Source organism: Paenibacillus abyssi (assembly GCF_014640295.1).
Classification (GTDB): Bacteria; Bacillota; Bacilli; order Paenibacillales; family Paenibacillaceae; genus Paenibacillus_D; species Paenibacillus_D abyssi.
The window spans coordinates 73,155-97,837 of the sequence record NZ_BMGR01000011.1; the positions used below are offsets into that span (position 1 = coordinate 73,155).

Annotated in this window: 23 protein-coding genes, 2 pseudogenes and 2 riboswitches; of the genes and pseudogenes, 22 read left to right on the top strand and 3 right to left on the bottom strand. The window is 46.6% G+C overall.

The genetic code is table 11. The features are described 5' to 3' along the window. Nucleotides 1-153: 153 nt before the first annotated feature. From IEW11_RS16685 to IEW11_RS16710, 7 genes and pseudogenes are all read left to right on the top strand, one after another. Complete coding sequence (locus tag IEW11_RS16685) at nucleotides 154-612, top strand: GNAT family N-acetyltransferase (protein WP_188532206.1); 459 nt, start codon at nucleotides 154-156, stop codon at nucleotides 610-612. Between the two features lie 115 nt (nucleotides 613-727). Further along, complete coding sequence (locus IEW11_RS16690; RefSeq protein ID WP_229725366.1) at nucleotides 728-1,468, top strand: spermidine synthase; 741 nt, start codon at nucleotides 728-730, stop codon at nucleotides 1,466-1,468. Nucleotides 1,469-1,624: 156 nt separating this feature from the next. Further along, a pseudogene (locus IEW11_RS25355) lies at nucleotides 1,625-1,798 on the top strand (DUF4184 family protein); the annotation flags it as partial. Nucleotides 1,799-1,825: 27 nt separating this feature from the next. Then, a complete protein-coding gene (locus tag IEW11_RS16695; protein WP_229725386.1) occupies nucleotides 1,826-2,344 on the top strand; it encodes a DUF6141 family protein in 519 nt (172 codons plus the stop codon). A 35-nt stretch (nucleotides 2,345-2,379) separates the two neighbouring features. Further along, nucleotides 2,380-3,054 carry a ribose-5-phosphate isomerase RpiA gene (gene rpiA / locus IEW11_RS16700; RefSeq protein ID WP_188532326.1) on the top strand — a complete coding sequence of 225 codons (675 nt, stop codon included), beginning with the start codon at nucleotides 2,380-2,382 and terminating at the stop codon, nucleotides 3,052-3,054. A gap of 27 nt (nucleotides 3,055-3,081) precedes the next feature. After that, the gene (locus IEW11_RS16705; protein WP_188532209.1) at nucleotides 3,082-3,699 is read left to right on the top strand and encodes an NUDIX hydrolase; all 618 of its coding nucleotides are present in this window, start codon (nucleotides 3,082-3,084) and stop codon (nucleotides 3,697-3,699) included. Between the two features lie 53 nt (nucleotides 3,700-3,752). Then, a complete protein-coding gene (locus tag IEW11_RS16710; RefSeq protein ID WP_188532210.1) occupies nucleotides 3,753-4,484 on the top strand; it encodes a YjjG family noncanonical pyrimidine nucleotidase in 732 nt (243 codons plus the stop codon). 189 nt (nucleotides 4,485-4,673) lie between these two features. Here the strand turns inward: IEW11_RS16710 and IEW11_RS16715 are convergent, their stop codons facing one another. Further along, entirely contained in the window at nucleotides 4,674-5,984 is a 1,311-nt protein-coding gene (locus tag IEW11_RS16715) for a hemolysin family protein (protein WP_188532211.1), read from the bottom strand. 487 nt (nucleotides 5,985-6,471) lie between these two features. On the opposite strand from IEW11_RS16715, the gene rpoN reads away from it, so the two are divergent. From rpoN to IEW11_RS16740, 5 genes are all read left to right on the top strand, one after another. Further along, nucleotides 6,472-7,779 carry an RNA polymerase factor sigma-54 gene (gene rpoN / locus IEW11_RS16720; RefSeq protein WP_188532212.1) on the top strand — a complete coding sequence of 436 codons (1,308 nt, stop codon included), beginning with the start codon at nucleotides 6,472-6,474 and terminating at the stop codon, nucleotides 7,777-7,779. A gap of 41 nt (nucleotides 7,780-7,820) precedes the next feature. Next, nucleotides 7,821-9,512, top strand: coding sequence for a sigma-54 interaction domain-containing protein (locus IEW11_RS16725; protein ID WP_188532213.1), 1,692 nt, complete (start codon nucleotides 7,821-7,823; stop codon nucleotides 9,510-9,512). Between the two features lie 201 nt (nucleotides 9,513-9,713). Further along, nucleotides 9,714-11,147 carry an aldehyde dehydrogenase family protein gene (locus IEW11_RS16730; protein ID WP_188532214.1) on the top strand — a complete coding sequence of 478 codons (1,434 nt, stop codon included), beginning with the start codon at nucleotides 9,714-9,716 and terminating at the stop codon, nucleotides 11,145-11,147. 19 nt (nucleotides 11,148-11,166) lie between these two features. Next, complete coding sequence (gene ahlS / locus IEW11_RS16735; RefSeq protein ID WP_188532215.1) at nucleotides 11,167-12,015, top strand: AhlS family quorum-quenching N-acyl homoserine lactonase; 849 nt, start codon at nucleotides 11,167-11,169, stop codon at nucleotides 12,013-12,015. A gap of 14 nt (nucleotides 12,016-12,029) precedes the next feature. After that, entirely contained in the window at nucleotides 12,030-13,220 is a 1,191-nt protein-coding gene (locus IEW11_RS16740; protein ID WP_188532216.1) for an iron-containing alcohol dehydrogenase, read from the top strand. 44 nt (nucleotides 13,221-13,264) lie between these two features. On the opposite strand, the gene IEW11_RS16745 is transcribed toward IEW11_RS16740, so the two are convergent. Further along, nucleotides 13,265-13,765 (bottom strand): hypothetical protein, encoded by a 501-nt coding sequence (locus tag IEW11_RS16745; protein ID WP_188532217.1) that lies wholly within the window; start codon nucleotides 13,763-13,765, stop codon nucleotides 13,265-13,267. 203 nt (nucleotides 13,766-13,968) lie between these two features. Between IEW11_RS16745 and IEW11_RS16750 the strand changes: the two genes are divergently transcribed. Then, on the top strand, nucleotides 13,969-14,286 hold the full coding sequence (locus IEW11_RS16750; RefSeq protein ID WP_188532218.1) for an NIPSNAP family protein: 318 nt from the start codon (nucleotides 13,969-13,971) through the stop codon (nucleotides 14,284-14,286). A gap of 66 nt (nucleotides 14,287-14,352) precedes the next feature. Here the strand turns inward: IEW11_RS16750 and IEW11_RS16755 are convergent, their stop codons facing one another. Further along, complete coding sequence (locus tag IEW11_RS16755; RefSeq protein WP_188532219.1) at nucleotides 14,353-15,054, bottom strand: PIG-L deacetylase family protein; 702 nt, start codon at nucleotides 15,052-15,054, stop codon at nucleotides 14,353-14,355. Nucleotides 15,055-15,330: 276 nt separating this feature from the next. Between IEW11_RS16755 and IEW11_RS16760 the strand changes: the two genes are divergently transcribed. The 9 genes and pseudogenes from IEW11_RS16760 to cbiE all read left to right on the top strand — a co-directional run bounded on the left by IEW11_RS16760 (nucleotide 15,331) and on the right by cbiE (nucleotide 24,659). Beyond that, the gene (locus IEW11_RS16760; RefSeq protein WP_188532220.1) at nucleotides 15,331-15,618 is read left to right on the top strand and encodes a HesB/YadR/YfhF family protein; all 288 of its coding nucleotides are present in this window, start codon (nucleotides 15,331-15,333) and stop codon (nucleotides 15,616-15,618) included. A 57-nt stretch (nucleotides 15,619-15,675) separates the two neighbouring features. Further along, a riboswitch (cobalamin riboswitch) is annotated at nucleotides 15,676-15,886 on the top strand. Nucleotides 15,887-16,050: 164 nt separating this feature from the next. Beyond that, a pseudogene (gene cobT / locus IEW11_RS24950) lies at nucleotides 16,051-17,073 on the top strand (nicotinate-nucleotide--dimethylbenzimidazole phosphoribosyltransferase); the annotation flags it as partial. Between the two features lie 87 nt (nucleotides 17,074-17,160). Then, on the top strand, nucleotides 17,161-17,862 hold the full coding sequence (bluB, locus tag IEW11_RS24955) for a 5,6-dimethylbenzimidazole synthase (RefSeq protein WP_229725388.1): 702 nt from the start codon (nucleotides 17,161-17,163) through the stop codon (nucleotides 17,860-17,862). A gap of 15 nt (nucleotides 17,863-17,877) precedes the next feature. Then, nucleotides 17,878-18,086: riboswitch (cobalamin riboswitch) on the top strand. Nucleotides 18,087-18,265: 179 nt separating this feature from the next. Further along, complete coding sequence (cobJ, locus tag IEW11_RS16770) at nucleotides 18,266-19,900, top strand: precorrin-3B C(17)-methyltransferase (RefSeq protein ID WP_188532222.1); 1,635 nt, start codon at nucleotides 18,266-18,268, stop codon at nucleotides 19,898-19,900. A gap of 13 nt (nucleotides 19,901-19,913) precedes the next feature. After that, the gene (locus tag IEW11_RS16775) at nucleotides 19,914-20,891 is read left to right on the top strand and encodes a sirohydrochlorin chelatase (protein WP_188532223.1); all 978 of its coding nucleotides are present in this window, start codon (nucleotides 19,914-19,916) and stop codon (nucleotides 20,889-20,891) included. Beyond that, the gene (gene cobK, locus IEW11_RS16780) at nucleotides 20,888-21,655 is read left to right on the top strand and encodes a precorrin-6A reductase (RefSeq protein ID WP_188532224.1); all 768 of its coding nucleotides are present in this window, start codon (nucleotides 20,888-20,890) and stop codon (nucleotides 21,653-21,655) included. The genes IEW11_RS16775 and cobK overlap by 4 nt, the downstream gene beginning before the upstream one ends. A 15-nt stretch (nucleotides 21,656-21,670) precedes the next feature. Continuing rightward, nucleotides 21,671-22,321, top strand: a complete 651-nt coding sequence (locus tag IEW11_RS16785; RefSeq protein ID WP_188532225.1) for a precorrin-8X methylmutase — start codon at nucleotides 21,671-21,673, stop codon at nucleotides 22,319-22,321. 18 nt (nucleotides 22,322-22,339) lie between these two features. Then, nucleotides 22,340-23,443: a cobalt-precorrin-5B (C(1))-methyltransferase gene (locus tag IEW11_RS16790; protein ID WP_188532226.1), complete on the top strand. Its 1,104-nt coding sequence runs from the start codon at nucleotides 22,340-22,342 to the stop codon at nucleotides 23,441-23,443. Beyond that, complete coding sequence (gene cbiE, locus IEW11_RS16795; RefSeq protein ID WP_188532227.1) at nucleotides 23,436-24,659, top strand: precorrin-6y C5,15-methyltransferase (decarboxylating) subunit CbiE; 1,224 nt, start codon at nucleotides 23,436-23,438, stop codon at nucleotides 24,657-24,659. The genes IEW11_RS16790 and cbiE overlap by 8 nt, the downstream gene beginning before the upstream one ends. Nucleotides 24,660-24,683 lie beyond the last annotated feature (24 nt).

Sequence of the window (24,683 nt, forward strand, 5' to 3'; positions counted from 1 at the left end):
CAGTCAGCTGTAAAGTGGATTCCCATCAAAGATATATTTGAAGAACAAGACTGCTATTGAATTCATTGAGGATTACCGTTTGGATAGACTGCAGATCGTTAATCTGGATCAATAATACTTATAAAAATGCTTGTTATGACTGGAGCAAAACATATGGATATCGTAATTAGACCATTAAAAATTACAGATGAAATCCCTTATCATCTCTTGTTGCTCGCTGATCCGGCAAAACATCTGGTGGATGACTATCTTAGCAGAGGTCTTTGTTTCGTTGCAACGATTGAGAATAAGACAGTGGGGGTGTTTGTTTTAATTCATACTCATCCACGTACTGTTGAAATAGTAAATATAGCAGTAAAAGAAGATTTTCAAGGTAAGGGTATAGGAAGAAAACTTGTAGAGAGAGCTCTAGAAGAAGCAAGGAAGTTACATGCAAACAGGATTGAAATTGGGACGGGAAACTCTAGTCTAAAACAACTTGCACTTTATCAGAAATGTGGATTTAGAGTACATGGTATCGATTTTGATTTCTTTATCCGAAACTATGAAGAAGAAATTTATGAAGACGGGATACAATGCAGGGATATGATAAGGTTAAAAAAGGATTTGTGAATTAAAATGAATGTCAAGACAACTTCAAAAAAACTTGCTCAACTTGTTAAAAATATGTGTATACTATTTGCTTTGGAGCGTAATCAAGTACCGGAGGCCGAAGGAGATCGATCACTTGCATCAATTAGTCAAGGAGTTCAGCTTGTATCAAGAGATTACAGTCTATGATGCTGCCCAGTTATATGGGGAAAAAGGAAAATATCGATTTTTGCAGTTTTCAGATCATGCTGTTCAAGGTGCAATAGACTTGAAGGATCCGAAGCGGATCGTACTGGAATATCCGAGGGCAATTATACATTTAATGGAGTCCAACAATCCGTCATTTGAAAAAGTGTTTATGATCGGGCACGGAATTGGGACCATCGCTGGCCACTATCCGGATAAGCAATTTACAGTAGCCGAAATCGACGAGAAAGTAGTGGAGTTAAGCAGGCATTTTTTTAATTATAAGTTGGATAATGTTGTGGTTGGAGATGGGAGGCAGATCCTTAGCAATGAAGAATCCGGTAAGTTTGATTATATTATTTTGGACGCCTTCACCAAAGCGGGTACTCCGTTTCATTTATCAACGATGGAGTTCTTCAAATTAACCAAAGAAAAGCTCGACGCCAGGGGATCTATGATATTGAATCTTATGGGAAAAATCAAGAACGACAAATTAATCAACGCTATTTATACTACGCTGAGACAAACGTATCCTTACACAAAAGCTTTTTCACTGCCCGGAGAGGATGCGGCTGACATACGGAATTTCATTATTATCGGTTGTAATAAAGCCGTTAATTTCCAATCATGGGCCATGGCGGGATTTTTCGAGATCGAATTAGGGCAAGGGCATATCATAATGGACAAATAAACAAAGGGTCAACACGGGAGGCGTTATACTAATATTTCCAAATCATAAATGACATGATACATTAAATGTATGACAAGATGACGATGCGCGGCACAATGTGAAAATCCGACGAATCAGGCGGATCGAGGAGAAAACGAATATGCCTTTTACTTTTCACATCCATTGTATATCGTACCTTTAAAGTTATTAAGTCCAAAATATATAGGTCTAACTGGTTTGATTCTTGGAAGTATGTCCCCGGATTTTGAATATTTTATTGTACTGGAACCTTTCCAAGGCATTGGCCATACAACGGAAGGACTTATTTTACATGCATTATCATTAAGCATATCATTTGCAATGACAGAGGTGAACCTCATGATTACTGATCATGAAATCATATATACAGAAACACAACAGCTCCCAAAGTGGACATGGATTTTCTTCCTTTTGCCGACTTTTCTCTTTTCGGGGATTGCATATGTGCAAATCGTATTAGATCGGGAAATAGGGAATCAACCCATGTCTGATACAGGCGTTATTATTATGACCTTGTTGTTTGGTTTCCTGATACCGGGCTTACTCGTATGTATGAAAGCTCGAATAGTCATCACAAAACACGAAATGATCATAAGCATATTGCCTATATATAAGAAAAGTATTATTTTAGAGAGCATTACATACATCAAACAAATTGGAATCAAGCCAATTCAAGAGTTTGGTGGCTGGGGAATTCGTTGGAATGGAAAGAAGCAGGGGTTAATTATGCAAGGGGATGAAGGTGTTGAGATCGGTATAAGCAATGGAAAATCCCTTGTGATCAGCAGCAGGAACGCTGAAAAAATATATAACGCTTTAAACGAAAACTGGAAACTGAACCGACATAGCAAAAAATGAAGAAAGAGTAAAGACTAATGATAACAGGTGATGACATGGAGTCAAAAAGAATAGCCGCCGAGCGTGCTGTAGAATACATAGAGGATGGAATGATTGTTGGATTAGGGACGGGCTCGACGGCATATTGGGCCATACAAAAAATAGGGGAGAGGATGAAAGAAGGGCTTGATATTCGAGCAATAGCTACATCCAACCAATCTGAAAGCTTGGCAAAGGCAATAGGAATAAGCTTGGTGAGCTTTTCAGATATTAAAGCAGTTGATGTAACGATTGATGGCGCTGATGAAGTAGACCGACAATGGAATGTAATCAAGGGAGGTGGAGGGGCCTTATTGCGTGAGAAGATCGTTGCGGCCGCGAGCAAACAGCTTATCATCATTATTGACGAACGAAAGTTGGTTGATCGTTTAGGTGAATTTCCATTACCCGTGGAGATCGTTCAGTTTGGATATGAGATGACTATGCATAAGCTGACAGAGCTCGGATGTCGTCCCATTTTACGTGAAAAAGATAAGAAGCCATTTATGACTGACAACGGCAATTACATCATTGATTGTGAATTTGGAAGTATAGAAAAACCAGTGGAGCTTCATAAAGAGATCAACATGATTCCAGGCGTTGTGGACAACGGCCTTTTTATACATATGGCAGATCAAGTGATCGTTGGTTTCGAAGATGGGTCAGTAAAGGAACTGCGCAGAATGGTATAAAAAACGAACGGAAGAGGATGAGTATTCATGCAGCTAAAATGGCTGGAGTGGGCTAAGCAGATTCAAGCAATCAGTCAAGTTGGACTTGCCTATTCAAAGGATATCTATGATCTGGAGAGATTTGAGCAGTTAAGAGCACTCAGTATTGAAATACTTAATGAATACACGGAAGTCGAGACTGAAAAATTAAAATCTTTATTTGCAAGCGAGATCGGTTATGCGACACCGAAAGTCGATATCCGCGGCGTCGTGTTTAAAGATGGGAAGCTTCTAATGGTCAAAGAAAAGGAGGATGGTGCCTGGTCATTACCCGGTGGATGGGCAGATATCGGTTTATCTCCTAAAGAAGTAGCTGTGAAAGAGATTAAAGAAGAATCCGGATATGATGTTGAGCCGATCCGCTTATTAGGCATTGTAGATAAAAAATTTCATGATCATCCGCCTTCGCCATTCCATGTCTACAAGATTTTTATATTATGTGGAATAATTGGAGGCGAGGCGATGGAAGGCATGGAAACTTTAGCAGTTAAATTTTTTGAGGAAGATCAGTTACCGCACTTATCAACGGAGCGAAACACAAAGAAACAGATTCATAAGCTATTCGAATTATATAGAGACTCTAAAAGTGAAATCATGTTTGATTAATGAAATGATTAAAGATCAACTGAATAACAAATGAAGTACAGGGGGCAAATCGATTGTCTTACCAAGTCATATTATTCGATGCTGACGACACATTATTTGATTATGCTAAATCAGAATTACATGCTTTAGAGCATGCATTCATAGAAATGGGCATGGAGTGTAATTCTGCCTATGTAGAAAGCTATAGGGTGATTAATCAACAGTTATGGCGTGAATTTGAGACAGGACTGATTAAACTGGATCTGCTAAGGACGGAAAGATTTAGACGGCTCTTCACAGTTCATCAACCCGATATAACAATCGATGCAGAACAATTCAGCCATACTTATTTGAAGTATTTAGGTGAAGGCTCATTTGTATTGGATGGCGCAGTGAGTGTATGCAGTTATCTTTTGGCTAATGGATACAGGATTGCTGTCATTACAAATGGAATCAAAGTGGTTCAATTCGAAAGGATCAATAGATCCGAGCTGTCGAACTCATTCGAGCAGATTATCGTATCGGAAGATGCCGGGTTTCAGAAACCGAATAAAGGGATTTTCGATTATGCATTTAATAAACTAAATATTCAGGATAAGAGCAGCGTTCTCATCGTAGGCGATTCATTAAGCTCAGATATTCAAGGCGGCATTAACTATGGCATTGACACTTGCTGGTTTAACCCGCATAGAAAAATAAATGCTTCCGGAATACAATCTACCTATGAAATTCATAAGCTGGAAGAGCTATTAGCCATACTGGGGGAAGATTATCATCTCGCAGGAGGAAAAAAGAGCACCCCATGACGGTGTGCTCAGCTTGTCGATAAAACCGAATGTTGAGAATTATTTGAAAGTTTTCCAAAGGAAAACTCGCTTCGTAATCATATGCTTATCGGACACCCCTCAGCCCTATATGTTCTAACTCAACAGATTAAGAGGTTTATTGACAGTCAAGTCACCCCGTTATGGGGTGATTTTCATTTTTTTTCTAATCTAATGCGTTACTTCAGTAACCTCTTCTGCAGAGGACTTCATGATTTCTACTCTCCGGATCCGAGTATGATCTTTTTCTCTGACGATAAAAGTCAAACCGTTAAATTCAAGCCGGCCTCCCTTTTTAAGGGCCCCGTTTTTGCTGTACAGCCATCCGCCGATCGTTTCCAATTCATGATCTTCCATTTCAATATTGAATAGATCTCTTACAGTGGAGAGGGGGATTTTTCCGTCTACAATGAAATGATTGACATTGATTGTTTCGATGTCAGGTTTTTCCTCGCTGTCGAATTCATCTCGTATCTCACCAACGATTTCTTCAAGGATATCCTCAATCGTGATCAATCCGGAAGTGCCGCCGTATTCATCGACAAGAATGACCATATGAACATGCTGCTTCTGCATTGTAGTCAACAGCTCTTTAACCGGAGTTGCTTCAGAGAAAGAGAGAATAGGCTGCAAAATGTCGGAAAGCTTTATGTCTGTATTGACGCTGCGCTGCAGAAAATACTTCTTCGTATTGATAAATCCAATGATATGATCTTTATCATTCTCCATGACAGGAAACCTAGTGAACTGCTCTTCTTTAATTATGCGTAAGCTTTTCTCAGGAGAATCATTCACTTCCAGACATACCATATCGGTGCGTGGAATCATAATTTCACGGGCAAGAATTTCATCAAACTCAAAAATTTTACTTACATAACCGTACTCCGATTTATTAATATGGCCGCTTTTATAGCTCTCGGACAAAATAATACGCAGCTCTTCTTCCGAGTGACTATCCTCGTGTTCTTTGGCAGGACGCATTCCGAACAAGCGAATCAACCGACCTGCTGAACCGTTCAGGACCCATATAAAAGGATACATGATTTTATAGAAGAAAATTATGGGTGGGGCGCAAATGGTACTGACTAATTCCGCTTTTTGAATGGCCATCGTTTTGGGGGCAAGCTCACCGACCACCACATGCAAGAAAGTAATGACCGAAAAAGCAACAATAAAGGAGATGAAAGAAACGAGCTCTGCCGGCAACCGGTCTTCAAGCAATGGATAGAGCAGGCTCTCAACAGCAGGTTTACCTAACCAGCCAAGTCCAAGAGCAGTAATTGTAATCCCTAACTGACAGGCTGATAAATATCCATCTAGATTGCTTGTTACTTTTTGAACGGCAATCGCGTTTTTCTTACCCTCTAAAACCATCTGATTCACTCTGCTGGGCCTCAGTTTTACAATCGCAAATTCAGTTGCAACGAATAAGGCGGTACCTAGAATCAGAACAACAATGAGAAATAAATTAAGGGCAATCATCCATAGCTCCTTTAGTGGCTAATCATATGCCACATCTTTTAATGAACCTATAATACAAAAGTTCTTAAGAACTTGCAATCCGGATTTTTCTGAATAATTGACGAAATAATGATAAAAAGGGTCAAATTTCTCTTTTTACAGGGTCAAATCTTTCATTTAACAATGCAATCTCAGGATCAGGATCAGGATCAGGATTAAAATACCCCAGTCATTGATCCTGCGAATTTGAATGGCGAAAGCATAATTGTTTCGTGAATGAAGTAAGCGCATCATCAGAATCATTGCGGGTCATGTCGAGTGAGCTGACAGCACTAATCAAACGGCTTAAAGTATAATGATGACCAATACAAGCAAGCAGGCCGCAAAACGACGACCTGCTTGTTTTCAACTATGGATAAAGGGATAATATGGAGAGTTGAAACCCTGTCATGAAATGCGATATCATGACAGCAGATGTAATATTATCATCAGAGGTAGGTGATTCCGGGTGCAGCTAGATCATGCCTTGCTCCAGACGCAAACTCTAAAGCTGAATATGAAGCTTATGCAGTCTTTGACGATTTTACAGATGTCCTCTGTGGAATTGATTGATTATATTATTCAGCAATCCGCAGAAAATCCATTGATGGAGGTATCATTTGCTTCCCAATTGCCGCGTGAGAGAAGCTCGAAATCACCGGCAAACAAAGATCAATCCTTTGACCCATTGCTTCAATTAGCCAGCAGGCAGGATGAATCGCTGGAAATGATGCTCGTGAATCAACTGCGCTTTCATAGAGCAGCTGAAACAACCTATAAAATCGCTGCTTTTTTAGCAGGTAATTTAAATGACGACGGTTTTTTGGCCATCACACTGGAAGAGGTATGCGATTATTTTCGAGTGTCTCTGGAAGAAGTAGAAGCCGCATTAGAGGTGCTGCAATCGTTGGAGCCACATGGCGTCGGCGCAAGATCTCTGCAGGAATGCTTATCCATTCAAATTGCCAGAGATTCGAGTGCGGATGTATGGGCGTTCCGTATCGTAAATGAGCATATCAATGAGCTTGCAGCAGGAAAGTTTAAACGAATCGCGGAGCAGCTGAATATTTCACTTGATCAGGTAAAGGCTTCGCTGGAATACATCCAAACGTTGAACCCGCGTCCCGGTCTGGCTTACAACAATCATACCGATTCCTATATCGTTCCGGACGCATTTGTCCATGTAAAAGAAGATCGTTATATTGTATCCTTGAATGAGGCGGTATATCCGAACGTTTCTATAAACAGCTATTATCTACAGCTTAGAGCTGAAAGCGATTCCATACAGCTAAGAACTTTTGTCGGCAAGCACGCCAGGCCGGTTCAATGGATGATGGATCATATCGAACAACGAAAAATAACACTGAGCAGAGTCATTACATCGATAGTCGACGAACAGCATCTCTTTTTAAACCACGGTATTCATCAGTTAAAACCGTTAAATTTGAAAACGATTGCAGACAATTTGGAGATCGATATCTCGACTGTAAGCCGAGCCATCAAACATAAGTATGTCCAAACACCGCGCGGGGTTTTTCCGTTAAAGTTTTTCTTTACGAGCAAACTCCATTCACTTCATGAAGCTACCGCGGTTTCATCACAGAGCGTAAAGGCAAAAATCAAACAGCTGATTGAGGAAGAGAACAAAAGCAGGCCTTTGTCCGATCAGCAGATCACTGACATTCTGAATGCCCAAGGAGTGCAAATCTCACGCAGAACAGTGATGAAATATAGAGAGGCGCTGAATATCCCGTCTTCTCGATTAAGGTGTTTTTAAGCTCGCTGCATCAATCGCCACACAAAAGGGGGAATTCAAACATGCTTCATGAATCCGTAACCATCGATCTATGGGAAAATATTTTTTCCTCTATGCATAATAGTGTCATCGTGGTTAATGTCCATAACCAGATTCTGCTGATGAATGAATCCGCCCGGCGACTGCTGGGCATCCAGGATGAGGACTGGAAGAACAAAAATATAAAAACACTCATCCCAAATTCACGTATGCATGAAATACTGGATGGGGGAGAGCGCTCAATCGGACAGAAAATGGTCATTTCAGGCCGGGTCTGCATGGTGAATCGCACTCCGCTTTATCAAGATGGCGAGATGATCGGTGCGATCGGTGTGATTCAGGATATATCAGAGATGGATCATTACCGGAATTTAGTCAAGCAAATGGAATCGATTATCGAATTTTCAACGGACGCCACTTATGTTGTTGATCGGGAAGGGATTACGATACAGGTTAATACAGCCTATGAGGAGCTTACCGGGTTCCACCGGGAAGAATTAGTGGGCCGACGCATGACTGACTTGATGTCGGAGGGTTATTTTGACCAATCCGTCTCCGTGCTCGTGCTGGAGCAAAAACAACGCATCTCCATCATTCAACGAATCGGCGGCAAGAAGGATGTGGTTGTGACCGGCAACCCCATATTCAATGAGCTTGGGGAGCTAGAGCTTGTTGTAACCAGCGTGAAGGATATTACACAGCTTAATGAATTGCAAAAAGAATTGGAGAAAGCCCAGCGCTTATCAACAATCCAAAATAATCGTTATGCGATCAAAAGTGGAGAATCCGAACAAAACTTCATTATATACAGCTCACAGATTAAGAAGGTATATGAAAAAATTCAACAAGTGGCCCCTTTCCCGACGAGTATATTGCTTAATGGCCCTTCAGGTACAGGAAAAGAAGTAATGGCCAATCTGATACATGATCTAAGCGACCGAAGAGAACAACCGTTTATAAAAATTAACTGCAGCGCGATTCCTGAGCAGCTGCTGGAGTCCGAATTGTTCGGGTATGAGGCCGGAGCCTTTACCGGTGCGAACCGAAACGGAAAGATCGGTTTATTGGAGCTGGCGGATAAAGGAACGGTCATGCTGGATGAAATCGGAGAAATGCCGCTCGCACTGCAAGTGAAGCTGCTGCGTGTGCTCCAAGAAAAGCAGATGCTGAGAATAGGAGGCACAAAACCCCGTAATCTGGATATTCGAATCGTATCCGCAACGAACCAGGATGTAAGAAAACGGATTAAAGAGGGGAAATTCCGGGAAGATCTCTACTACCGGTTAGCCGTTATTGAAATTTCGATTCCGCCGCTTGTCGAACGCCAAGAGGATATCATTCCATTAATCGATCATTATTTTTCATTCTTTTGCCGCCAGTTCCGAATCGACAAACAGATGTCGCAGGAAACCAAAGCCATATTGAAGGCGTACCACTGGCCAGGCAATGTCAGGGAACTGCGCAATCTGATTGAGAACATGCTGGTTTCTGTCCCGGCACATATAATTGAACCCGTTCATCTGCCTTTGCATGTCCATGACCGGAGTTATTCTGAATCGCCTTCTTCATTAAAAGAGCAAGTTCAGCAATTCGAGCAGAGAATTATCAGCGAAGTCGTCGAAAAATACAGTTCCTTAAGAAAAGCCGCTGAGCAGTTAGGGGTCGATCATTCCACATTAGTAAAGAAAATGCAGCGTTGGGAACAATCGAAGTAGCATTGGTGAAATTTTTCTGTGAGACGGTGAATTAATTCACCGTCTCATTGTTGTTTACGAGCCATTGTAGCGAAAAAAGTGGTGATTATTATCACCACAAGCACAAAGAGCAGGAGTGCTTTTTCACAGCAGGACGGGTATTTCAAGATTGGCACGATTTTTGCTTATATATTTAGTATAACAATAGAAGGAGGTGCTTAATTGGAAACGGTAACAAAGGGATTATTTATTAATGGCAGCTGGAAGGTAAAAGATCGCGGCTATCCTTTGTACGCTCCCTATGACGGCCAACTGCTGGCGCATATAAGCAAAGCGGATGAGGGGGATGTACAGGAGGCGATTGCCGGGGCGCATCAAGCTTATGAAACGATGCGCAAGCTGCCTGCCCATAAGCGTGCTGAGATCTTATTCAAGGTAGCACAGCAGTTAAAGGAAAGAAAAGAAGAAGCAGCACGATTGTTATCACTGGAAGCCGGTAAACCGATCCGCACGGCGAGAGCGGAGATCGGCCGTACGGTTACCACGTACGAATTTGCCGCTGAGGAAGCCAAACGGATCTACGGGGAAACAATCCCGATGGATGCTGCACCCGGCGGAGAAGACCGTCTCGGGTTCACATGGAGGGAACCGCTTGGCGTTGTCGTTGCAATCAGTCCGTTTAACTTTCCATTTAATCTAGTTGCCCACAAGCTCGGACCTGCTATCGCGGCGGGAAATACAGTCGTGTTGAAACCGGCGGAGCAAACCCCGCTAAGTTCACTATTAATAGCCGAAATGTTCCAGCAAGCCGGATTGCCTGCAGGAGCTCTTCAGGTCGTTACAGGTAGCGGCCGTGAGCTTGGCGATGCGCTGGTAAGCGATGACCGCGTGAAAAAAGTCACCTTCACAGGAAGCGTGGAGGTAGGCAAACGGATTAAATCAAAAACCGGGCTGCGCAAAGTAACATTAGAGCTTGGTTCCAATTCAGCGCTTATTGTGGAGCCGGATGTTCCGATCGAGAAAATCGTGCCAAGATGCGTGGAAGGCGCGTTCGCATTCGCCGGACAAGTTTGTATCTCTCTACAGCGTATCTATGTGCATGAATCGATCTATCAACCGTTTTCGGAGCAATTCATCCGCAGAACGGAACAGCTTCGGGTCGGCGATCCGCTGGACGAACAAACGGATATAAGCAGCATGATCCACACGCGAGAGATTGAGCGCATCGACACATGGGTGAAAGAGGCGGTCGAGGCAGGAGCGAGAATTGGCTGCGGCGGCCGGCGAGAAGATTCGGTTTACTTGCCAACCGTCATGCTTGATGTAAAGCAGGATATGGCAGTCTCGTGCCAGGAGGTATTCGCACCCGTTGTATCGATCGTGCCTTACAGAAATTTGGATGAAGCGATCTCGATGGCCAATGACTCGAACTATGGCTTGAATGTGGGAATTTATACGCAAAACATTACTAATGCGTTCCAGGCTGCCCGGGAGATTCAATCCGGCGGTGTCATCATTAATGATATCCCTACCTTTCGCGTGGATCACATGCCTTATGGCGGCGTGAAAGAAAGCGGTTACGGCCGCGAGGGCATCAAATATGCGGTGCAAGAGATGACGGAATTGAAATTTGTATCGATAAAAACTCAATTTTAATTTCAGGGAGGAATTCTACATGTCAAATATTATTAAAGCACGCCCTAAGCTTTATGTAATGGATAACGGCCGTATGAGCATGGATAAAAACTGGATGATTGCGATGCATAATCCGGCAACCATTGACAATCCGAACGCGCCTACACAATTTGTGGAATTTCCTATTTACACGGTTCTAATCGATCATCCCGAAGGAAAAATTCTGTTTGATACGTCCTGCAATCCAGACTCAATGGGCATTGAAGGCCGCTGGGCCGATTCTACACAGAAGGCTTTCCCTTGGGTAGCCAACGAGGAATGTTATCTGCACAACCGGCTGGCACAGCTGAAGGTAAGGCCGGAGGATATTAAATATGTCATTGCATCCCATCTCCACCTTGATCACGCGGGCTGCCTGGAAATGTTCACCAATGCAACGATCATCGTCCATGAGGATGAATTGAACGGTACGCTTCAAACCTATGCCCGCAATCAGAAAGAAGGGGCCTACATCTGGGGAGACATTGATGCGTGGATCAAAAATCAACTTCAATGGCGTACTGTCAAAAGGGAAGAGGATAACCTGGAACTCGCCGAAGGCATAAAAGTGCTTAACTTCGGCAGCGGCCATGCCTGGGGCATGTTAGGCCTGCATATCCAGATGCCTGAGACGGGCGGCATTATCTTGGCTTCCGATGCAATCTATACGGCTGAAAGCTATGGTCCGCCGGTCAAACCTCCGGGCATTATCTATGATTCCATCGGATATGGCAAAACCGTGGAGAAAATAAGAAGACTTGCACAGCGTACGGAATCCCAGGTATGGTTCGGACATGATTCTAACCAATTCAAGCAGTTCCGCAAATCGACTGAAGGCTACTATGAATAAAGAAGGTGCAGCTCATGACTTCTTCAAGACTCGTATTTACTCCGCTTAACTATATGGGATGGGGGGCTTTAGAGCAGTTGTGGCCTGAAGTGGCCAAATATGCGCCATCTCGGATATTGCTCGTAACGGATTCGGCACTTGAGAAAATCGGTATGATCAAACCAATCTCCTCTAAGCTGGAGCAAGAGGGATACGAGGTCGTCGTTTATACGGATGTTGTCCCTGAACCGCCGCTTGAAATCGGAGAGAAGCTGGTTAGCTACACTCGTGACGGGAAATTTGACCTGGTCATCGGCGTCGGAGGCGGAAGCGCCTTAGACCTGGCCAAGCTCGCTGCTGTATTATCCTCGCATGAGGGTAAAGTAGCCGATTATTTAAATTTGACGGGAACGAAAAAGCTCGAGCATAAAGGGCTGCCCAAAATTATGATCCCAACCACTTCCGGGACCGGCTCGGAAGTGACGAACATTTCAGTGCTTTCATTGGAAAGCACAAAGGATGTGGTGACGCACGATTATCTTATGGCTGACGTTGCAATCATTGATCCGCAGCTAACCGTTTCCGTTCCGCCGCGTGTCACCGCTGCAACCGGGGTGGATGCGCTTACCCATGCGATTGAAGCCTATGTCTCTGTAAATGCCACTCCAATCACTGATGGTTTGGCACTGCAGGCGATTCGCCTGATCAGCCGCGCACTTCGAACAGCGGTGAAGAACGGTCAGGACCGGCAAGCGCGCATCGATATGAGCTATGGCAGCAATATTGCTGGTTTTGCATTTTTCAATGCCGGCGTTGCCGGGGTTCACGCCCTTGCTTATCCGCTTGGCGGCCAGTTCCATATCTCGCATGGAGAATCCAATGCCGTACTGCTGCCATATGTCATGGGATATATCCGCAGAAGCTGTTCGAAGAGAATGGCTGACATATTGGAAGCGATGGGCGGGTATGCGAGTTATATGTCGGAGGAAGAGGCTTCCCTCAAATGCGTTGAGGAGTTGGAGAGATTGGTATGCGATGTCGGCATCCCAAGCACGCTGAAGGGATTTGACATTCCTGAGCGTGCGCTGGCGAGCCTCACGGAAGATGGTGTGAAGCAGAAACGCCTGTTGGCCCGCAGTCCTCTATTGCTGGAGAAAGAGGATATCCGGATCATTTATCAGTCTGCTTACGACGGCGTGATTACGGAGGCTAAACATACGGTTTAACCTAATAGATCAAAACCGCCACAACCTTTTTGTGACGGTTTTGATCATTTCTGTTTCAACTGAAAGTTACCGTAGTCGATGATAATGATTCGATCTTTGTAAAGTCTTAGATTTTTTGCCTTAAGACTAAAGATAAGGACTTGTTCCTGCGAAAACCGTTTCTTCATCTTTAACAGTTTATCTTCATCATCCTCTGTCAGATTCACCCTTTGAATCATTTTCTTCATGATGATCCATCCATCGCCATGCTCCATGACCGGACAAAGATACTTTCGCAGCTTACTTGAACAATGGGCATAAATATCGTATTCCATCTGGTTGCATTGCAAGCCATCCTTTGTTATTGGAATTTTGAGGACATACCCGTTCAACAGATCATAGACAATCCTGCTCTTGCCGGAACCGAGTAATTTATAAGGAAGCTGCAAAGACTTGACGGCTCGTTTAACCCTCTTTTCTGCCGAGCGTGTTCGATACTTAAGCATTTCTGAAACCCAGTACCTTATGGATATCAAATCATCAATCGTTAAATATAGGCTTTTCAATCCCGGCACCTCCAATCTACTCTATTAGGATATGTAGAGAGGAAACCCATCGTCCCGGCTAATGCACACCTTGTATCCTGTGATTAGTAGGGATGGTCATTTGCTCTTGCTGAGGTTCTTTTTTTGTGATAACATGGGTGAAATTTCCTCCGCTCGCAAACAAACGAGGGAAGATCCAAAAAACGTAACGGGAGTGAATTGTCATGCTATTCGAACTTAGGATCTACACGATGCATCCGGAAAAATTAAGCGCCATACATGAACGGTTCTCGAACCACACCCTCGGCATCTTTGAACGGTTAGGGATGAAGGTGAACGATTTTTGGATAGATGCAAACGATGAACCTAAGCTGTACTACATTATGGAATACAATGATCTCGCGGAAAGAAACCGCCAGTGGGATCTATTCAGGGAAGATAAAGAATGGAAAGAAGTGAAACAAAAGTCGGAAGAAAACGGTCCGATTGTCAAGCAGATTGAAGAAATCTTTATGCATCGGGCAGATTTTTTTAGGCGTTAGTGTAATAGGTTACGAGCAAAAGGGGCCATGCAAAAGGATTCGGATATCCAATTGCGTGGTCCCTTATTAGCCGCGAAGACGAAGAATTTGAAATGCTTCCGCGAATTCCTCATAGATTTGATTGCCCCGAAATTTCGCTTTATAATAGATGCTTTCCTCATTCACAGGATGTTTGTTCGAGCCTAATTGTGTAACATACGCCTTTAACGCATCCAGCTTGCGGGTGATTTCCTCTTTGGTCAGCGAGACATATAGGTTTGGGGTAAAAGAGAGCTCCCCATCTGTCTCATAGATGTATACAGAGCCATTCCAAAAATAGGGACGAGCAGCAGCAACAGCTGCTTGATGGAGGGCTTCATGGTCCTGATGTTTTGTTATGGACGGAATGAAGATAACTGTAGGGCAAAAGTCTGTTATATGCCTTTCAATGTGGTCTACCAATTCTGCGCGTGAAATAGTATCTAATTTGCTATCATAACGAGGTTTGACAGATTGGTCTTGATATAAGATGTGGTAATCGTCCACGCCCAGAATTTGCATGGCTTTCTGCAATTCTTTTATACGTTTATTCCCTTGATAGGAGCTGTAAGCACCAATCTCTTTTTTGTATCGTTTGGAGAAAGTTAAGGTAAAGCAGGCGATTACGACTCGAACCGGGCTTTTGCAGCCAAGATATTTCTGAAGAACACCTCCACAACCCAATGTCTCATCATCGGCATGAGGAGCAAGCACCAGCACGCGTTGGTTGTTATAATCAATCGAATTCATTTTATTCACCTTCCTTTTTGCCTTCATTAAAAGTTTCTTTTCATATTCTATGAATTAGGGCTTTCATTCTCCTATGTTATTAGCTATTTTTTTGCTGAGCATTCTGCCGTGCAAGCGGAGTAATTCTTTTATGGGTATCTCTACATGTGCTTCCCGGTGAGTGTAAATCTGCTGCATGGTGCGATATAATAAGTGCAAGGCAATGCAAGACGGACAAAACACTGGCAGTTGGCTGGCTTTCAATCAATGGTTGAGAGGTAAAGGAGAGTTGAGATCATGAACATCATAGTAGAGCAGCCGGCGGCACGCTGGTATAAGCAGGAAATGTCGTTATCCGATGGTGACAGCCTTAGAGTATTTGTGCGGCTTGGAGGGTGCGGCAGCGTACAGCCCGGGTTTTCGCTCGGCGTTATGAAAGAAACGCCAAGAAATCCGGGGCTTAGCCAAGAGGTTGAAGGCATTGTCTTTTATATGGAAGAAGATAATCTATGGTATTTGGATGGTAGAGCGCTTCATATCCGCTTTGACGAGCAGCTGGATGATATCCAGTTCGAGGTGATTTAGGGCTTTAGGGCTGTCTATATAGACAATTCTTATAAGAGAGTGCTATAGTTACTGATAACTGAATAACATTAAATAGGTGCCGCATAACATTTCATGTCATTCGGCTTAATAGGGAAGCCCGGTAAAAGCCGGCACGGACCCGCCACTGTAATGAGTTTCGATGGATACAGAGATCGAACATGCTGCTGCAGTATGCCACTGGAGATTTCCGGGAAGGCGCAGCGGCCAAGCTCCAAGTCAGGATACCTGCCTATTTGATTAACACTGGCGTCTACGAGGAATTAGAGTGGTGTTAGAAAGCGAGAATATAAACGGTCTGTAAGGCAGACTGTTTTGTCCTTTAATTTTGAGGCGAGCATTTCTGACACAGTTCAGAGATGTTTTTTTGTTTTGGACGTGTCCATAGCCGCAAGTGTGGAGAGGAAGACATCAATGGAAAAATTGTTGGAAGTGATTAACCGGATTGCCCGGCCTGATCTTGTGTCCATGCGGAAAATGCAGGAGCGTATCCATAATCTGACCAAACCGGTGGGCAGCTTAGGAGCGCTGGAAGAGCTTGCTGTTCGGATGGCAGGCATTCAAGCCGTCCCGGAGCCTAAGATAGATGCAAAAGCGATTGTTGTCATGTGCGGCGATCATGGCGTGACCGAGGAAGGAGTCAGTGCCTATCCATCAGCCGTTACAGGGCTGATGATGGGCAATTTCTCCAGAGGACGTGCTGCCGTAAATGTACTGGCCAAGCAGTGCGGCGCCAAAGTAATTGTTGTGGACATCGGAAGTTATTTGCAGGAATTACCCGAAGGGGTTATCGATCGGAAAATCCGCAGCGGTACAAATAATATGGCCAAAGGTCCGGCCATGACAAAGCAGGAAGCCGTCGAAGCGATCCATATTGGAATCGAAACAGCCGTTTCGCTAGCCGAAGAAGGCACGCATGTCATCGGACTTGGCGAGATGGGGATTGGAAATACAACGGCCAGCAGCGCTATAGCGGCGGTATTGCTCAGCAAGCCGGTTCAAGAATTGACGGGCAGAGGAACCGGTCTGGAGCATAATGGAGTGGATAAAAAGGTTGAAGTGATTAAACAGGCTATACGGACGAACAGGCCGGATCCTAATGATGTGGTCGATGTATTATCCAAATTAGGCGGCATGGAGATAGCCGGCCTAGTCGGTGTCATTCTTGGCGCCGCTTCCCGCAAAGTTGCAATTGTTATCGATGGCGTGATTACCGGGGCGGCCGCTCTGGTTGCTTATCAGATCGAACCGCGCTGCCGAGACTATATGATCGCTTCTCATTTATCCGCTGAGCCTGCACACCGATTCATCCTGGATGAATTGGGCCTGACGCCGCTGCTGCATGCGGGCATGCGTCTTGGTGAAGGGACCGGTGCGGCGCTTGCATTTCCAATGATCGAGTCGGCACTCCGGCTTACGAGGGAAATGGCAACCTTCTCAGAGCTGGGATTGCCTAGTCCTGCGCCTGAGCTTGAAACGTATACACTGCCTTCCTTAGCGTTAACAGACAAACGAACGACCGTCATCTCTGCAGCATCGTCGAACGATGGGAGTGCTGCGGAATCCGCTGCCCATCACGCTTTTACGGCAGAAGAAAAGGCGGCTGTCTACAGGGCCATCGAGGAGCGCCGGGATATTCGTTCATTCAAAAAGGACCCGCTGCCTGACGAGCTTTTGATGCGGCTGCTGAGAGCGGGTCATCATGCCCCTTCAGTTGGTTTTATGCAGCCGTGGAACTTCATTGTCATCCGTTCGGAGGAAACGAAGCTTCAGCTCAAACAGGCGGCAGATAAGGAACGGCGCGCTTTGTTGATTCATTATGAAGGAGAGAAAGCGGAGAAGTTCTCCAAGCTGAAGATTGAGGCATTGACGGAGGCGCCGGTTACGTTATGCATTACGTTGGACCCTACGCGAGGGGGACTGCATGTTTTGGGACGTAATTCGATTCCCGAGACCGATCTGGCATCCGTTTCCTGTGCAATCCAGAACATCTGGCTTGCGGCCCGGGCGGAAGGTCTGGCGGTTGGCTGGGTGAGCTTTTATAAGAAGCAGGACGTCCGTCAGATTCTCCAAATCCCGCCTCATGTGGATCCCGTAGCGCTTCTGTCGATCGGCTATACGGATCATTTTCCTAAGCAGCCGATATTGGAATCATCCGGATGGCGGAAAAGATTGAGCTTAGAGGAACTGATCTACACAGAAGAATGGGGTACGCAGAGCAAGTGAAAGCTGGAAGATGAATTAAATAGCGATGAAATGGGTGTTTGCTTCGGAGGATGAACAGAAGAAGCAGACTTAAAAAGGGAAGCTCGGTGAAAATCCGACACGGTCCCGCCACTGTAATGGGCATTTAGCCTTGTTTTCAGCTATTGTAGTCACTGGGTTAACCCTGGGAAGACGAGAAAACAAGAGCCCTTAGTCAGGAGACCTGCCTATTTCATATCACACGAAATCCTACGAGGAATAGGAGAGTGTTGGAATTAGGCCAGCGTCACACGTAGACTGGAATGCGTAAGGCATTCTAGAGACATCGATGTGCATTCGTGAGCATTTCCAGCCTCTTGGGCTGGAAATGCTTTTTTTATGTTAAAAAATGAGAAAGCAAAATGGAGAAGGAGGAGAAACGCCGATGAGCATGAAAGGAAAGCTGTTGGTGATCGGCTTTGGCCCCGGTTCATTTGAACATATTACGCAGCGGGCCCGGGAAGCCATACAGGAGAGCGACGTCATTATCGGTTACAACACCTATGTAGACTTGATACGCGGCCTGCTTACGAATCAGGAGATCGTTCGGACGGGCATGACCGAGGAGGTAAGCCGGGCGCGTGAAGCGGTGAGACAAGCGGAGCTGGGGAAAAAAGTCGCGGTCATCTCAAGCGGTGATGCCGGCGTGTATGGTATGGCAGGCCTTGTGTACGAGGTATTAATCGAAAAGGGGTGGACCGAAGCAGCGGGCGTCGAAATTGAGGTCATACCGGGCATATCCGCAATCAATTCATGTGCATCATTGCTCGGAGCACCTGTCATGCATGATGCCTGCACGATCTCGCTTAGCGATCATCTTACTCCATGGACGGTGATAGAAAAGCGGGTTGAAGCTGCAGCTTCCGCCGATTTTGTTATCGCATTGTACAATCCCAGAAGCGGCCGACGTACTCGGCAAATCGTTGAGACACAGCGTATTTTGCTTAAGTACAGGTCACCGGATACACCGGTCGGATTAGTGAAAAGCGCCTATCGGGACCGCGAGCATGTCGTGTTAACAACGCTTGCAAGTATGCTGGAGCATGATATCGGCATGCTGACAACTGTCATCATCGGCAATTCAACAACCTTCCTGTATGACGGGAAAATGATCACGCCTCGCGGTTACCAGCGCAAATACACGCTGCACACGGACGAACAAGCGTTGAAACCGCATGAGCGGCTGCGAAACGAAGCGGAGCCATGGTCTTTGAATGCCCAGGAGGAAGGGCTTGAAAGCGAAGAAGTGGAAGCGCAAGCTACGAATCCGGCGGAGCTTGCTGCAGAGGCATTGCAGCTGCTGAGCGTGAAAGGGCTGGCATCGGCAACGCAGCAAGCGCTGCCGCAGCAGCCGGCAGTGCGCAGCAAAACCGTATCCATATTTGAAATCGGCGTATCGCCGGGAATCGCGAACAAGAAATTTTCAGCGCGGCAAATGGGGTTGTTAGCCGAGCTGGCTGGCGAGCAGGGAGAGCTGGAATATACGCCCCATCATCAAGTGATTTTGCGCGTTCCGACGGATGATGCGCAGACGATTGTGGCCCGCTTGAAGCAGCACAGCTTGCTCGTCTTTCCGATCGGCGATACCGTGCAGATCAAAGCGTGCGATTTTTGCAATTTGGAGAAGGACGAAGCGATTCCGGTAGCCGAGCAGTTAAACCTGATGTTTGGCGGAAGACAAGCGCCTAAAGAAATCAAAGTCGGTGTGAACGGCTGCGGCATGGCATGTTACGGAGCCGTTATGGAGGACATCGGCATCGTGTACCGCAAGGGCGGATATGATCTATTCCTGGGTGGAAAACAAATTGGCCGCAATGCCCATGCGGGCCAGAGCGCAGCGGAGGGAATCCCGGCCGAGCGGATCGTGGAGACAGTAGAGGCGGTTTTGCAGGAGTTCACTGAAAAAGGACATCCAGGAGAACGATTCCATAAATTTTTCAAACGCGTCGGACATGTTGCCGGCTTTAATTACAAGGAATATATTGCGCCTGTAGCTGTTGATGCTGTATGCGGAGATTAAAGGGGGAGTTAGTATGGAAGCGATATTGTTAATCGGCCATGGCAGCCGGGATCAGGAAGGAAACGAAGAGATGCTCCGTTTTGCGGAGTCGGTAAAGGCTCATGCGAATGGGAAATGGGTGGAGACCTGCTTTTTGGAGTTGGCTAGCCCGAATATCCCGCAAGGAATCGCACACTGCGTTGAAGCCGGCGCTACGCGTATTGTGCTGATTCCGATCATTTTATTTGCGGCAGGCCATTCAAAAATTCATATTCCGCTAGAGATCGATCGCGCCAAGGCAAAATATCCTCACGTCATCTTTGCTTACGGTCAGCCCATTGGCATTCACCAGAAGGTGCTGGACATTTTAACATCCCGCTTGACGGAAGCGGGATACAGCGATAATATGCAGGCAAGCGAACGCAATCCTGATACGGCAGTGCTGCTCCTTGGCAGAGGAAGCAGCGATGCGGATGCTAACAGTAATTTTCTTAAAATGGCGCGCCTTTTGTGGGAACAGCTGCCCGTCAAATGGGTGGAGAGCAGCTTTATCGGTGTCACGGAGCCTTCTTATTCAGAAGGGCTGGAGCGCTGCAAGCTGCTTGGCGCGAAAAATATATATGTGCTGCCTTATTTTTTATTTACCGGCGTGTTAATTAAACGCATTGAAATCATGACCGCAGAGTTTGCGGAGGCACATCCGGATATTAACGTGGAGCTGGCCGGTTATTTCGGTTTTCATCCGAGCCTGGTGCAGCTGCTGCTGGACCGTGTGGATGAGGCGCTGGAAGGCCGTGCTTTGATGAATTGCGATATGTGTAAATACCGGTTGGAGGCAGCAGATGCCCACCATCATCACCATCACGATCATGATCACCATGAACATCATGATCACGGACATAACCATTCTGAGCAGCATCACACTCATGATGACCATGACCATGACCATGATCATGAACATCACGGCCATGATCACGTCAGCCCGAAGAGAAATCAGGAGGTGAAACTGTGATATTTATGTTATGCGGGACAAGCGATGCGCGGGAGCTGGCGGTTCGGATGCAAAAGTCAGGTTACCCGCTGCTTGCTTCGGTCGTTACGGACAATGCGGCAAAAAGCCTGCAGGAAGCCGACATCACAGTTCGAACCGGCCGGTTGACGGCTGAAGAGATGGCGGCATTACTGCATGAAATGTCTTGCAAAGCCGTGGTTGACGCAAGCCATCCTTTTGCTGAAGAGGCGCATAAAAATGCCATGAAAGCGGCGCAGGAAGCCGGTCTGCCTTACATACGGTTTGAACGCGCATCCTTGGTGTACGACGATCATCCGAAGCTGACAGTCGTTTCCTCTTATGAGGAAGCCGCACTTGAAGCCAAGGAACGTAAAGGCTCGGTCATGCTGACGACAGGAAGCAAGACGCTGCCTATTTTCGCCAAACATCTAGTCGGTGATCCGGCGACCCGGCTCGTCGCAAGAATGCTGCCGCGTAAAGATAATATGGAGCTGTGTGAACAGCTTGGTGTAGAACAAAAGAACATCATTGCCTTGCAGGGGCCGTTTACGCGCGAGATGAATGAAGCGCTGTATCGGCAGTTCGGCACGACCGTGATGATTACGAAAGAAAGCGGGAAGATCGGCGCCGTTGACGAGAAAGTAAACGCAGCGTTGGAGATGGATATCGATGTCATTCTCATTTCTCGCCCGGAGCTGGAATTCGGCGATGTGTTTACCGATTTTGACGGTGTAATGGGCCGGCTCAAAGAGCTTCTTTATTAAGAGAGGGGTATATGGATGGATTTCAAAACAGAATTTAAACCGTTAACTGTACAACCGCAAGAAATTGAAGGGAAAAGCTTTGAGATCATTACCGAAGAGCTGGGGGAGCATCCGTTTACGCCGGAGCAGTATCCGATCGTACAGCGGATCATTCATGCTTCCGCCGATTTCGAGCTGGGGCGAAGCTTAGTCTTTCACCCCGACGCCATTCAGGCGGGCATTAAAGCGATTCGTGCAGGGAAAAGCGTCGTAGCGGATGTGCAAATGATTCAAGCCGGCGTGAGCAAGGAAAGATTGGAGCGGTTCGGCGGCGGCCTCAAGGTATATATCTCTGATCCGGATGTAATGGAAGAAGCGAAGCGCCTTAACACGACGAGAGCGATTATCTCCATGCGCAAAGCGATTCGTGAAGTGGAAGGCGGCATTTATGCGATAGGTAACGCACCGACTGCACTGCTTGAGTTAATCCGTCTTGTGAAGGAAGGTCAGGCAAAACCTGGTCTCGTGATCGGGATGCCTGTCGGGTTCGTGTCGGCGGCGGAATCGAAGGATGAGCTGAGAAAGCTGGATATCCCGTTTATTACGAACATCGGCCGCAAGGGCGGCAGCACGATCGTTGTTTCAGCCATCAACGCACTTTCCATTATGGCGGCCAACCAGGAATAACGAATAGGAGATGACAGCATGAGCGACGTTGTCGATACGGAAAACAAACCGCTTCGCCATGGATATACCACCGGTGCATGTGCAACTGCAACGGCCAAGGCTGCCGTAACGATGCTCATCACGCAGCAAAAGCTTGAGCATTCGGAAATATGGCTTCCTGCCGGTTTTTTTCATACCTTTGATTTGATCGAGTGCGAACTGACGCGCGATATGGCGCAGTGTGCGACGATCAAGGATGGCGGAGACGATCCTGATGCTACGCACAAGGCGAAAATCGTTGCAACGGTCACTTGGAGGGACGAAAGCGGAATTGATCTGGACGGAGGAGTCGGCGTAGGCAGGGTAACCAAGCCCGGACTGCCCGTCCAGGTCGGGGAAGCGGCGATCAATCCTGTGCCGAGGCGGATGATATTGCGTGCGGTGCAGGAGGTATTAGACGAATATGCGGTGGATCGCGGCGTCCGTGTTGTCATTTCAGTTCCTGATGGCGAGGAGATCGCCAAGAAAACACTCAATTCACGGCTTGGGATTATAGGCGGCATCTCGATTCTCGGAACCCGAGGCATTGTCGTGCCATTCTCTACGGCAGCCTATAAGGCGAGCGTCATTCAAGCGATTCAGGTGGCCAAGGCCTCCGGCTGCAAACATATCGTGCTTACAACCGGGGGCAGCAGCGAGAAATACGCGATGAAGCTGCTTCCGGAGCTGTCTGAAGAGGCGTTCGTGCAGATGGGCGATTTTGTTGGGTTTTCTTTGCAGCATGCAAAACGGCTGGGCGCTGAGAGGGTTAGCCTGGTGGGCATGATGGGGAAATTCTCGAAGGTGGCGCAAGGCGTGATGATGGTGCATTCCAAGAGTGCGCCGGTTGATTTTCAGTTTCTAGCCGATGTGGCGGAGGAAGCCGGAGGAGCGGAATCGGTAAGACAATCGATCTTGGAAGCAAATACGGCATCGCAGGCGGCCGATCTGGCGGCTGAAGCCGGATTGCATACTTATTTTGAACGATTATGCCGTTACGCATCGCAGCATGCTGTCGACCATGTCGGGGGCGGGATTCGTGTGGAGACGGTATTGGTAACGATGAAAGGCGACGTATTGGGGAGGGCGGAAATCGTTGGGTAATCGAATTTCTATTATTGGTATTGGCGACGAAGGGGCAGCCGGTCTTGCTGCTGCATGTTTGGCTTTGGTAAAGGATGCGGATGTGTTGGCCGGGGGAGAGAGGCATCTTGCATTTTTTCCGGAGTTCCATGGGGATTTGATTGTCATAAAGGGCGGTTTAGCGGAAACGGCAGCACAGCTAGGAAAGCTGCGTGCCGATAAGCGTATCGTCGTGCTTGCATCAGGCGATCCGATGTTCTATGGCATCGCTGGTTATATCGCCAAAAAGCTTGGCCGTGATGCGGTCGATATTTATCCTAACCTGAGCTCATTGCAGCTTGCATTTGCGCGGATGGGCGATAGCTGGCAGGACGCCGCATTAGAGAGTGTGCATGGAAGGCCGCTGCAAGGGCTGGCACAGCGCATTGACGGCAGGCCGAAGGTGGCGCTGCTTACGGATGATACGAATACACCCTCTGCGATCGCAGCGTACCTGCTGCAATTCGGTATGACAGAATACGAAGCGTTCGTGGCGGAGAATTTAGGGAGCGATCAGGAGCGCTGCGGTTTTTATTCCTTGGAGGCGATGGCGGATACCGTCTTTTCTCCTTTAAATGTGATCATCCTACGGCAGCGTGAAGAGGCAGTGTATGTGAAGCGAAGCGGATTCGGCTTTGAAGACGAGGAGTTCCATCAGCGTAAACCGGAGAAGGGACTTATTACGAAGAAAGAGGTTCGCGTTCTTAGTCTCTCCGAATTAAATCTTCACCCGCGCAGCGTTGTATGGGACATTGGCGCGGGTTCGGGTTCCGTGGCCGTTGAGTGTACCCGGCTCGCCCCGAACGGACAAGTGTTTGCGATCGAGAAAAATGAAGGCGATCTTGAGAACGTACAGCAGAACCGCATCAAATTCCGGACGGATTTCACGATCAGGCACGGTAAAGCGCCTGAAGGCCTCGAAGAATGGCCTGACCCGGATGCGGTCTTTATCGGAGGAAGCGGCGGAGAGCTTCGTGAACTGATTCGGATCTGCTGCAGGCGGCTGCAGCCTGCAGGCCGCATCGTCATCAACGCGGCGACGATCGAGACGCTCTCGGATAGCTGCCGTGCCCTGAAGGAAGAAGGCTACGAGACGCGTGTGACGCTCGTTCAAGTATCGCGAAGCAAACCAATCCTGGATATGACAAGATTCGAAGGGCTGAACCCAATCTATATTATAACCGGCTTCAAAGCCTAGCAATATATCTATTTGTAAAATGAG

Excerpts from the sequence above, each read along its gene's own strand:
- IEW11_RS16775 (WP_188532223.1), top strand. The coding sequence starts at position 19,914 with ATGGAAGCGATATTGTTAATCGGCCATGGCAGCCGGGATCAGGAAGGA.
- IEW11_RS16755 (WP_188532219.1), bottom strand. The coding sequence starts at position 15,054 with ATGAATTCGATTGATTATAACAACCAACGCGTGCTGGTGCTTGCTCCT.
- IEW11_RS16705 (WP_188532209.1), top strand. The coding sequence starts at position 3,082 with ATGCAGCTAAAATGGCTGGAGTGGGCTAAGCAGATTCAAGCAATCAGT.
- IEW11_RS16790 (WP_188532226.1), top strand. The coding sequence starts at position 22,340 with ATGAGCGACGTTGTCGATACGGAAAACAAACCGCTTCGCCATGGATAT.
- IEW11_RS16750 (WP_188532218.1), top strand. The coding sequence starts at position 13,969 with ATGCTATTCGAACTTAGGATCTACACGATGCATCCGGAAAAATTAAGC.
- ahlS (WP_188532215.1), top strand. The coding sequence starts at position 11,167 with ATGTCAAATATTATTAAAGCACGCCCTAAGCTTTATGTAATGGATAAC.
- IEW11_RS16760 (WP_188532220.1), top strand. The coding sequence starts at position 15,331 with ATGAACATCATAGTAGAGCAGCCGGCGGCACGCTGGTATAAGCAGGAA.
- IEW11_RS16685 (WP_188532206.1), top strand. The coding sequence starts at position 154 with ATGGATATCGTAATTAGACCATTAAAAATTACAGATGAAATCCCTTAT.
- IEW11_RS16785 (WP_188532225.1), top strand. The coding sequence starts at position 21,671 with ATGGATTTCAAAACAGAATTTAAACCGTTAACTGTACAACCGCAAGAA.
- rpiA (WP_188532326.1), top strand. The coding sequence starts at position 2,380 with ATGGAGTCAAAAAGAATAGCCGCCGAGCGTGCTGTAGAATACATAGAG.
- cobJ (WP_188532222.1), top strand. The coding sequence starts at position 18,266 with ATGAGCATGAAAGGAAAGCTGTTGGTGATCGGCTTTGGCCCCGGTTCA.
- IEW11_RS16715 (WP_188532211.1), bottom strand. The coding sequence starts at position 5,984 with ATGATTGCCCTTAATTTATTTCTCATTGTTGTTCTGATTCTAGGTACC.
- IEW11_RS16695 (WP_229725386.1), top strand. The coding sequence starts at position 1,826 with ATGATTACTGATCATGAAATCATATATACAGAAACACAACAGCTCCCA.
- IEW11_RS16725 (WP_188532213.1), top strand. The coding sequence starts at position 7,821 with ATGCTTCATGAATCCGTAACCATCGATCTATGGGAAAATATTTTTTCC.
- IEW11_RS16740 (WP_188532216.1), top strand. The coding sequence starts at position 12,030 with ATGACTTCTTCAAGACTCGTATTTACTCCGCTTAACTATATGGGATGG.